This is a genomic window from Pseudundibacterium arcticum (assembly GCF_042646465.1).
In the GTDB taxonomy this organism is placed as follows: Bacteria; Pseudomonadota; Gammaproteobacteria; order Burkholderiales; family Burkholderiaceae_D; genus Undibacterium_A; species Undibacterium_A arcticum.
Map to the genome: position 1 here is coordinate 1 of NZ_JBHRTP010000035.1, position 10,878 is coordinate 10,878.

At 57.9% G+C, this 10,878-nt stretch carries 8 protein-coding genes and 1 pseudogene; 7 read left to right on the top strand and 2 right to left on the bottom strand.

All coding sequences use genetic code 11. From position 1 onward, the window contains the following. Positions 1 to 412 precede the first annotated feature (412 nt). Positions 413 to 664 (bottom strand): annotated as a pseudogene (locus tag ACFOFO_RS11980) (IS6 family transposase); the annotation flags it as partial. A gap of 264 nt (positions 665 to 928) precedes the next feature. On the opposite strand from ACFOFO_RS11980, the gene ACFOFO_RS11985 reads away from it, so the two are divergent. From ACFOFO_RS11985 to ACFOFO_RS12015, 7 genes are all read left to right on the top strand, one after another. Beyond that, entirely contained in the window at positions 929 to 1,234 is a 306-nt protein-coding gene (locus tag ACFOFO_RS11985; protein ID WP_390322784.1) for a DUF485 domain-containing protein, read from the top strand. Further along, complete coding sequence (locus tag ACFOFO_RS11990) at positions 1,234 to 2,898, top strand: cation acetate symporter (RefSeq protein ID WP_390322785.1); 1,665 nt, start codon at positions 1,234 to 1,236, stop codon at positions 2,896 to 2,898. The genes ACFOFO_RS11985 and ACFOFO_RS11990 overlap by 1 nt, the downstream gene beginning before the upstream one ends. Before the next feature lie 162 nt (positions 2,899 to 3,060). After that, a complete protein-coding gene (locus ACFOFO_RS11995) occupies positions 3,061 to 3,420 on the top strand; it encodes a hypothetical protein (protein WP_390322786.1) in 360 nt (119 codons plus the stop codon). A 1-nt stretch (position 3,421) separates the two neighbouring features. After that, on the top strand, positions 3,422 to 6,178 hold the full coding sequence (locus tag ACFOFO_RS12000; protein ID WP_390331599.1) for an ATP-binding protein: 2,757 nt from the start codon (positions 3,422 to 3,424) through the stop codon (positions 6,176 to 6,178). After that, positions 6,175 to 6,549: a response regulator transcription factor gene (locus ACFOFO_RS12005; protein WP_390322789.1), complete on the top strand. Its 375-nt coding sequence runs from the start codon at positions 6,175 to 6,177 to the stop codon at positions 6,547 to 6,549. Before ACFOFO_RS12000 ends, ACFOFO_RS12005 begins: the two co-directional genes overlap by 4 nt. Before the next feature lie 8 nt (positions 6,550 to 6,557). Beyond that, a complete protein-coding gene (locus ACFOFO_RS12010) occupies positions 6,558 to 8,705 on the top strand; it encodes a 3'-5' exonuclease (protein WP_390331601.1) in 2,148 nt (715 codons plus the stop codon). 31 nt (positions 8,706 to 8,736) lie between these two features. Next, positions 8,737 to 9,858 carry a DUF294 nucleotidyltransferase-like domain-containing protein gene (locus ACFOFO_RS12015; RefSeq protein ID WP_390331602.1) on the top strand — a complete coding sequence of 374 codons (1,122 nt, stop codon included), beginning with the start codon at positions 8,737 to 8,739 and terminating at the stop codon, positions 9,856 to 9,858. 481 nt (positions 9,859 to 10,339) lie between these two features. Here ACFOFO_RS12015 and ACFOFO_RS12020 read toward each other — a convergent pair. After that, the coding region (locus ACFOFO_RS12020; protein WP_449369371.1) for an AMP-binding enzyme at positions 10,340 to 10,878 on the bottom strand (539 nt) is incomplete at its 5' end.

The window sequence follows — 10,878 nt, forward strand, 5'->3', positions numbered from 1 at the left end:
ACACAGCTAATTGCCAGAGAATCCCGCAAGCGGAGCGGCCTATGACGGACGTTGAATACAAAATGGAGCGTCTGCTTTTCATGAGGCAGACTGGCCGCAAAGGGTCGATTTGCGACATTCGTGTCCGGACACACTCTGTCAGATCAAATCACGATTACTACAGCTAAAGAGTATGGAGGAATTGTTCAAGGGCCGACATTTTGAACAAAAGATTAACAACATCAGCAAGAAGTGGACGATGCCGCTGCGGGACTGGAAACGAGCGCTCAACCGCTTCACAATCCAGTTCGAAGAGGGAATGTCACCGGTTTAAACGAAATTCCGTTTACACAAAATCCGGTACACCCCCAGCCTGAAGTTTTGCGGCATTGTGAATTGGTCCATCAAAATTTTGCTATTTGCATCAGAGTCGATACGTCCACCGACCGCGAATCTGCACATAAGTCTCGTCAACACGCCACGATTGTCCTGCCTTGCGTGCGTAACGCTTCCATCGCTTTGTGAATTCTGGCACATACCGCTGCACCCAACGCATGATGGTTGTATGACTCATCGCCAATTCGTGCTCTTCCATCATTTCGACCAGGTCGCGAAAAGAAATCTTGTATCGCAAATACCAGCGAACGCACAGAATGATTATCTTTTGTTCTAACTCGTGAAACATTTTTCCCAAACGCTTGCGCGGCGTCAAATAATCGTTTTTTCCTCTATTTCCGCATAACGTAAGATGTTGGTAAGTAATTCCTGATAGTTTGTATCCATTTTGGATATCAAGCCGACCGCGTGCCGGGATGACTCTCTGATTGCCAAGAGGAATCTATTTATTTTTTAAAAAACTCATATAAATGAATAACCTGGCTGATTTTCTTACGTGGTTTGTGGACCGAAGTGACAGCAGATCGATTACACAATAATAGGAGATATGAATATGGAAGACGATCTCGTTAAAAAGATAAAGTCGAATCCCAAGTATCAAAAACTTGTTTCGACCCGTTCGTCATTTGGGTGGACACTGACCTGGATCATGATGGTCGTGTACTACGGCTTCATTCTTTTGATTGCTTTCAACAAGGAATTGCTGAGCGCCAAGATGGGCGCGGGCGTCATGACTTGGGGTATGCCCATCGGACTTTTTGTGATTGTTTTTACAGTCATCATCACCGGCATTTACGTTCGACGCGCCAACAGCGAGTTCGATGATTTGACCGCTGAAATTCGCAAGGAGGTGCTGTAATGTCGAAAATCAAACGCATTTTTGGCGCAATGGCGCTGTTTGCTGCGGCAGGTGCTGCCTGTGCAGCCGGTACCGATCTTGGCCAAGCTGTTAAACAGCCGACCAACTGGACCGCGATCTCCATGTTCGGCGCGTTTGTTATTTTCACCTTGTTCATTACCAAATGGGCTGCGTCCAAGACCAAGTCTGCGGCAGATTTTTATACGGCTGGCGGTGGCATCACCGGCTTCCAGAACGGACTGGCGATTGCCGGCGACTACATGTCTGCCGCGTCCTTCCTGGGTATTTCGGCTGCCGTATTTCTGAACGGCTATGATGGCCTGATCTACTCGATCGGCTTCCTGGTTGGCTGGCCGGTCATTACCTTCCTGATGGCGGAACGCCTGCGTAACCTCGGCCGCTTCACCTTCGCTGACGTTGCTGCTTACCGCTTCCAACAGACCCCAATCCGTGTATTTGCGGCATCGGGCACGCTGGTGGTGGTGGCTTTTTACCTGATCGCACAAATGGTCGGTGCCGGTCAGTTGATCAAGCTGCTGTTCGGTCTGGAATACTGGATCGCAGTCGTGATCGTTGGTAGCCTGATGATGATTTATGTGCTGTTCGGCGGCATGACCGCAACCACCTGGGTGCAGATCATCAAGGCCGTCATGCTGCTGGCAGGCGCCACTTTCATGGCCTATGTCGTGATGTCACAATTCAGTTTCAGCCCTGAAGCGCTATTTGCCAAGTCGGTCGAGATCCATGAAAAGAAACAATCCATCATGGGTCCGGGCAATTTCATCAAGGACCCGATCTCAGCCATCTCGTTCGGTATGGCGCTGATGTTCGGTACTGCTGGCTTGCCGCACATCCTGATGCGTTTCTTCACTGTACCAAGTGCAAAAGAAGCACGTAAATCGGTATTCTGGGCAACTACCTGGATCGCTTATTTCTACATCCTGACCTTCATCATCGGTTTTGGCGCCATTGTTCTGGTAAGCACCAACCCTGAGTTCAAGGATGCAGCAGGCAAGCTGCTGGGCGGCAACAACATGGCCGCTATCCACTTGGCCAAAGCAGTTGGCGGTAACGTGTTCCTCGGCTTTATCTCGGCCGTGGCGTTCGCAACGATTCTGGCAGTCGTTGCAGGCTTGACGCTGTCCGGCGCTTCTGCGGTGTCGCATGACCTGTACGCAACTGTCTTCAAGAAAGGCCAGGCAACCAGCGAAAACGAGTTGCGTGTTTCCCGTATCACAACGATCGGATTGGGCATCGTTGCAGTAGTGTTGGGTATCGTGTTCGAGAAACAGAACATCGCCTTCATGGTGTCGTTGGCCTTTGCCATCGCGGCATCGGCCAATTTCCCCGTGCTGTTCATGTCCGTCCTGTGGAAAGATTGCACCACGCGCGGCGCGACTATCGGCGGCTTCCTTGGTCTGATTGCAGCGGTTGGTCTGACGGTGGTGTCGAAAGCGGTGTGGGTCGATGTATTGGGTAACAAGGCTGCGATCTTCCCGTACACTTCGCCCGCGCTGTTCTCGATGACCGCTGGCTTCGTCGGCATCTGGCTATTCTCGATCCTCGATACCAGCGATCGTGCCGGCCTGGACCGTGAGGGCTACGAAGCGCAGAAAGTGCGTTCGGAAACCGGCATTGGCGCAGCAGGCGCTTCTGGCCACTGACCGGCCGATGTTTCACATTAAACCCCGGGGAGCGATCCCCGGGTTGTTTTCTGGTCGCTTGCGTATGTGATTGCCCGTCCTACACCCTGCGCCTTGTGGACTGTTGTCGCTTCAGTCCACTGACGCGGCCGCGTGCAAGTATGCCGTCAGAGTGCATGTTGTGTGTCATTCGCCAAGCTGCCAGTCTTGCGGCGCAGCGTTGACGTCACTGTCGCTTATGATGCAGTATTGGTATTGGTGAAACGTGGTTTTTGCTTCCTAAAAAGACATCCCATGTTGTATCGCCCCGTCATCGGCCAACGTCTGGTCGCGTTGTTCGTCCTGGGCTGGCTGCTGTTCAACTACCCGTTGCTGGCCTTATTCAACGATGCCGGCACTTTGTTCGGCATCCCGCTGCTGTTCGCTTATCTGTTTGTCGTATGGGCGCTGTTTATCGGTCTGTTGGCGTTCATCGTGGAACAAAAAGTTCTGGGAAAAAACCATGCTCTGGTAGCCACATCCGCACCGGCGTTGAAGGACTGAAATGCTGCAAGGCTGGGTCGTTGTACTGGCGTCGTTTGCCTATCTTGGCGTGCTGTTTGCGATCGCGTTCTACGGTGACAAGCGCGCCGACGCGGGTGCCAGCATCATCAACAGCCCCTATATTTATGCGCTGTCGCTGGCGGTGTATGCGACCTCGTGGACGTTCTACGGCAGCGTCGGCCGGGCAGCCGTCAGCGGCATCGGTTTTCTGCCGATTTACCTCGGTCCCACGCTGATGGCGGCGCTGTGGTGGACCGTGCTGCGCAAGATCATCCGCATCAGCAAGGCCAACCGCATCACCTCGATCGCCGACTTCGTCGCTTCGCGCTATGGCAAGAGCGCGTTACTCGGCGGCCTCGTCACCATCGTCGCGGTGGTTGGCGTCGTGCCTTATATCGCGCTGCAACTGAAGGCGGTATCGGCCAGCTTTACCGTCCTGATGCATTACCCTGACATCGTGACCCAGCGCGGCGCAGTAGGTCCGTTATGGTCGGACACGACGCTGTATGTCGCGCTGCTGTTGGCGACTTTCACCATCCTGTTCGGCACCCGTCACCTCGATGCCGCCGAACGCCATGAAGGCATGGTCGCCGCGATTGCATTCGAATCGTTGGTGAAACTGGTTGCCTTCCTTACGGTAGGGGTTTTCGTCACATTCGGCATGTACGATGGCTTCGCCGACCTGTTTCAGCGCGCCCAGGCGGTCCCCGCGCTGCAGTCGTTGTTGACGCTGGGCGGCGGCGCCGGTAGTGCTGATAGCGCCACATTCGGAAGTTGGGCTTCGCTGATCGTGTTGTCGATGCTATCGATCCTGTTTTTACCGCGCCAGTTTCAGATCGCCGTGGTCGAAAACGTCGACGAGAAGCACTTGAACAAGGCGATCTGGCTGCTGCCGCTGTATCTCCTGGTGATCAACATTTTTGTGCTGCCGATCGCGTTCGGCGGCATCATGCATTTCCCTGGCGGGAAGGTCGACGCGGACACCTTCGTGCTCACCCTGCCGATGCTCGAGCAGCACCAGGCGCTGGCGCTCTTGGTGTTCATCGGCGGGCTATCGGCCGCGACCGGCATGGTCATCGTCGAAACCATCGCGCTCAGCACCATGGTCTGCAACGACCTGGTGATGCCGCTGCTGTTGCGCCTGAAGCTGCTGGGCCCCGGTCAGCGCGCCGATTTGAGCGGGCTGTTGCTAAATATCCGGCGCAGCGCGATCGTGCTGTTGATGATGCTGGGCTACACGTACTTCCGTCTTGCCGGCGAAGCGTATGCGCTGGTCTCGATCGGCTTGATTTCGTTCGCGGCCGTTGCGCAGTTCGCGCCGGCGATGCTGGGCGGCATCTACTGGAAAAACGGTACGCGGCGCGGTGCACTGGTTGGCTTGAGCGCCGGCTTTTTGCTGTGGGTCTACACGCTGCTACTGCCATCGTTTGCGCAGTCTGGCTGGCTACCGGCCAGCTTTCTGGAACACGGGCCGTTCGGCGTTGCGTGGCTCAAGCCGCAGCAACTGTTTGGGTTGCGCGGGCTGGACCAGATTTCGCACGCGCTGTTCTGGAGCATGCTGGCCAACGTCGGCGGCTATATCGGCGTGTCGCTCGCGGGTACGCAAAGCGCTGTGGAAAAAGCCCAGGCGATACTGTTCGTCGATGCCTACGCGCACAGCGGCGGCGCACTGGGTTCGCGCTTGTGGCGCGGCAGCGCGTCGGCCGATGCGCTGCTCGAGTTGCTGCGGCGTTTTCTCGGGGTCTCCCGCGCCGATGAGGCATTCGCGCGTTTCAACCGTCAGCGCGGTAGCGCAAGCGCGCTGACCGCCGACGCCGACCTGGTGCATTTCGCGGAAACTCAGTTGGCAGGTGCGATCGGTGCCGCGTCGGCGCGCGCGATGATCGCTTCAGTGGTGGACGAGCAACCGCTCGGGTTGGATGAAGTGATGGCGATACTCGACGAAACCTCGCAGGTCATCGCCTACAGCCACCAGTTGGAGCAGAAGTCGCGCGAACTGGAGACGGCGTCGGCCGAACTCAAGGCAGCCAACGCGCGGCTCACAGAGTTCGACCACATGAAGGACGATTTCATCTCGAGCGTGACCCATGAGTTGCGCACGCCGCTCACGTCGATCCGCGCGTTCTCGGAAATCTTGCGCGACCATCCCGACCTTGCAGCCGCCAAACGCAACGATTACCTTGACATCGTGATCAAGGAAAGCGAGCGCCTCACGCGGCTCATCAACGACGTTCTCGACCTCGCCAAGATCGAGTCGGGCAGGGCCGAATGGCATGCCGCACCGCTCGACTTGAAACAAGTGATCGAAGACTCGGTAAGCGCTACCAGCCAACTGTTCAAGGAAAAACGTATCCAACTCGAACTGAGTTTGCCACCGCATCTGCCACAGGTTTTCGCCGACCACGACCGGCTGATGCAGGTGATGCTGAACCTGCTGTCGAACGCGGTGAAGTTCTGCGACCGGGCGGCCGGCCGCATCGCGGTCAGCCTTGAGGCGGAGCGCAACCAATTGCGCGTGGCGGTGCGCGATAACGGTCCCGGCGTGCGCCCGCAGGACCAGGAACTCATTTTCCACAAATTCCGTCAGGGCGGCGATGCCTTGATTGGCAAGCCGAAGGGCACCGGGCTCGGGTTGCCAATTAGCCGCGAAATCATCAGCCATTTCGGCGGTAAACTGTGGGTGGAGAGCCGCCCCGGCGAAGGCGCGCTGTTTGCGTTCACCCTGCCGCTGGCGCCCGCATCGGAGAACACCTCATGACTCACAAAATCCTGATCGTCGACGACGAACCAAACATCGTCGTTTCGCTGGAATTCCTGATGCAGCAAACCGGCTACGAGGTCAGCGTCGCGCGCGACGGCGATCAAGCGTTGACGCAGATGGCAGAGTTCCAGCCCGACCTCGTCCTGCTCGACGTCATGTTACCGCTGCGCAACGGCTTTGAGGTGTGCCAGAAAATCCGGGAGAATAGCGCCTGGAACCGGGTCAAGGTGGTGATGCTATCGGCCAAAGGCCGCGAGCTCGAGGTGAGCAAGGGGCTGGCGCTGGGCGCCGACGCGTATATCACCAAACCGTTTTCCACCAAGGAATTGATTGCGCAAGTGCAGCGCTTGCTGGCGAGTTGTGAGTGATCCAGCGCATGAAGACAAAATACCGCTTCACATTGATGCTGGCGCTGCTGTTTGGGTCGCAGTTGGTCGTCATTGGCGCGATTTTTTTATCCCTGGCGTTGGACATGGAAGCGGTGCCGCGCGGGCAGTTTGGCCAAATGCTGGTGCAACGAAGCGCGCAGCTGGTAGCGCTGGCCTTGTTTTTGTTGTTTGCGCTGGGCTTCGCTCTCAAGGCGCTGTTTGACAGTTATCTCGCGCCGCTGGCGCGGCTGGCAGAAGACGTAGTGCTGCTGGCGGCCAACCCGGGCCACCGCGCCGCGCCGGAGGGCGCGCGCGAAGTGCGGGTGCTGGTCGAGAAGATCAACGCGTTGGCCGCCGCGCACCAGGCGCTGCACGACGATGTGCAGGTAAAAATAAAGAGTGCGAACCACGCGCTGGCGGAAGAAAAAAATCGGCTCGCGGCGCTGATGTCTGAACTCGTGCAAAGTGTGCTGGTCTGCAATATCGAGGGGCGCATTCTGCTCTACAACACAGGCGCCAAACAATTGCTTGAAGCGGATCATGGCGGCGAATCGACGGCCGGCACTGCTGCGATCGGTTTGGGTCGCTCGGTGTTCGGCGTGCTCGAGCGCGGTCTGATCGTGCATGCGCTGGAGCAAATCCAGTACCAACTCCGCCAGCCTGGCGACGAGGTACGCCCGGTATCCGGTTTTATCGCCACCCTCGCCGGGGGGCAGATGGTGCGGGCGCGGATGGCGCCCGTGCTGGATAGCACGCATACCCTCAACGGCTTCGTGCTGACGCTGGAAGACATTACCCGCAACGTCGAGGTTGATAGCCGCCGTGATGCTCTGCTGCAGTCGCTGACCCAGGACACGCGCGCCATGCTGGCCAATATCCGCGCCGCAGTGGAAACGATGCACAGTTTTCCGGACATGAGCGAAGCGAAAAAAATCCAGTTTACCACCATCATTGACGACGAGTCGCAACGCTTGGCGCGCCAGATCGACCGCGCGCTGCAACACGACAATCTGGACGGCAACTGGCAGTTGGAAGAAATGCGCGGCGTCGATTTGATCGCGCTGCTGCGCCGCCGCATCGACTTCCCGTCGCTGCGCACCGATGTCGGCGATACGATCGATGCCACGCTGTGGCTCAAAGTGGACAGCTACGCGTTGACGCAGGCGCTAGTCTATTTGGCGCAGCGGCTCTGCGGCGAACTGGGCGTCTGCGAGTTGCGCTTCGGGTTGCAGCGTGCCGAGCGCTTGGCCCACCTCGACCTGACATGGAGTGGTGCGCCGCTGGCGGCGGAAACGCTGCGGCTGTGGGAAAACGTGCCACTGCCACTGCCATTGCTCGCTGGCGGCGCGGCACTTACGCTGAGCGCAGTTATCTCGGGGCAAGGAGGCGAAGCAGTGTACCGCTTCGATCGCTTGCATGGCGCATCATGCTACCGCTTGTTGCTGCCGGTCGCAGCGCCGCAAGCGGCGCTCAATATCCAGTTGAAGCAAGCAGGACGGCCGGAATTTTACGACTTCGACCTGTTCCACCAGCCGGGGCAGAATGCAGAACTCGATCAAGGACTGCTTTCCCAACTCAGTTACACGGTGTTTGACACCGAAACCACCGGACTGCAGCCTGCTGCAGGTGATGAAATCATCTCGATTGGCGCGCTGCGCATCGTCAATGGCCGGCTGTTGCAGCAGGAAAATTTCGACCAACTGGTGCAGCCGGGGCGGGTGTTGAGCGCCGAGTCGATCGCCATCCACGGCATCAGCGACGCCATGCTTGACGGTCAGCCAGCGATTGAAAAAGTGCTGCCGCGGTTTCATCGCTTCGCCGAGGATACCGTGCTGGTCGCGCACAATGCCGCGTTTGACATGCGCTTTTTGCAACTGAAGGAGGATAAGAGCGGCATCAGCTTCACCCAGCCAGTGCTCGACACCCTGTTGCTGTCGCAAGTGATCCACCCGCATCAGCTACAGCACTCGCTGGAGGCAATCGCCCTGCGCCTGGGTGTGGCGATTGTCGGCCGCCACACCGCGCTGGGCGACGCCATCGTCACCGGCGAAGTGTTTCTCAAGATGATTCCGCTGCTGGCGGAAAAAGGCATACTCACTCTCAAGGATGCGCGCGATGCCGAGCAGCAAACCCCTTATGCGCGTATCCGCTACTGACACGCCACCGATTTCAAGGAATCGACCGCTCATGGATGACCCGATGACGCCTAGGCACATTGCTAGTTTCGATCCACGGACAGTGCCGGACCCCGCACTCGCGCAAGAACTGCAAAGGGTCCAGCGCGGCATCGGCGCGGCGACGGATGGGGCAAGTCTGCGGCAGGCGTCTCGTGACATTCAAGCCTTGGTGCACCGCGTGGTCGAGCAAATGCCGGCGGCGGAACTGCTGACCCGGATTATATCCACACTCAACGATGCACTGACACAACGCGTGATAGCGATCAGCAGTGTCGACACACAACTGGACATGGTGCGCTGGTGCTGGATATCCCTCGGTAGCGAAGGCCGCCAGGAACAGACGCTGTCGAGCGACCAGGACAACGGCATCGTCTTCAGCGGCAGCGGCCCTGCCGATGGGCTGCGCGAGATGCTGCTGCCGCTCGCATGCCGCATTAACGAAACGCTCGACGCCTGCGGTTTCCCCTTGTGCAGAGGACAAATCATGGCGAGCAATCCGCAGTGGTGCCTCAGCCTGGACGAATGGCGCGACCGATTCACGCAATGGATCATCGAGGGCGATCCGCAAGCGCTGCTCAACGCGAGCATATTTTTTGACCTGCGCCCCCTTTACGGCGCCCATTCTCTGGCCCACGAGCTGGCGGACTGGCTGGCGGTAGAGGCGTCGGAGAACAGCCGTTTTCTATTTCAGATGACTGCTAACGCACTGCGCCGTGAAGCTCCGCTCGGTATGCTGCGCAAGTTTGTGGTCGAAAAAGGCGGCCAGTTCGCCGGCACCATCGATCTCAAACTCAATGGCGCCACGCTGTTCGTCGACGCGGCGCGCATCTACGGTTTGGCGTGCGGCACCCGCGCCAACAACACGGCGGATCGCCTGAGACTGGCCGCAAAGTCCCATCGGCTGCACCCGAGCGATGTGGATCAGTGGATCAACGCGTTTTATTTTATTCAAATGTTGCGCCTTAAAAATCAGCACCGCAATTACACTAGCTTCACGGAGATGCACAACCATGTCGATCCGAACCAACTGGAAGCGGCTGATCGGCATGCATTGCTCGACGCCCTGCGCCAGGCACGCACGCTGCAAAACCGTTTGGCGCTCGATTACCCCGGCAGCAGCCAAGGCATTTAAGCCAAACCACCGCGCACCGCGACCATGCCGCGTGCGCCGGCTTCGATTGAGAATGGCGGAAACGAGAGGCAGGCGTACGGTGTGATTTCGCCTATGTAACAAGCCATCGCCGGTATGAGGCGATTATCAAAGCCGCCGAGGAAAAGGGTGTGATCTTCTTATCATGATGGCACCTCACGGCAGGAGAGGCGGGCAGATCCCTGACCGGTAGCGAAACCAAGAAGGTTTTGACACACAGCCGGATACTAATGCTAGTGTACCGCTAGGCTTGGTGGGATACGTTTCCAAGCTCTGCAACCAGATTCAATCGGCCAACCTTGTGTTTGACGTCCTGATGAACACTACTCATGGGCTTACTCCTTGGTGCTTGGTTGATAAAGATTCGCACCTTTATCAAACCGGGTAACCACACGTCAATTGTTACACTTCGTCGTTGAATCCGCGACTTAATAAACTGTTAAAAAAGTATCAATTCGCTCGCTTACAGCGCTTGCTTGAGCTGCTCCAAAATCGCCGGATTCTCCAGCGTCGAGACATCCTGCGTGATTTCCTCGTTCCTGGCCAGCACGCGCAGCAGGCGCCGCATGATCTTGCCGGAGCGGGTCTTGGGCAGGTTGTCGCCGAAGCGCAGTTCTTTCGGTTTCGCGATCGGACCGATTTCCTTGGCGACCCAGTCGCGCAGCTCCTTGGCGATCTGCTTGGCTTCGTCGCCGATCGGGCGCGTGCGCTTCAAGACCACGAAGGCGCAGATCGATTCGCCGGTGGTGTCGTCCGGCTTGCCGACCACGGCTGCTTCCGCCACCAGCGGGTGGGCCACCAGCGCCGATTCGATTTCCATCGTGCCCATGCGATGGCCGGAGACATTGAGCACGTCGTCGATGCGGCCGGTGATGGTGAAGTAGCCGGTGTCCTTGTTGCGGATCGCGCCGTCGCCGGCCAGGTAGGTGGTGCCGCCGAGTTCGTCCGGGAAGTAGCTCTTCTTGTAGCGCTCCGGGTCGCCCCAGATGGTGCGGATCATCG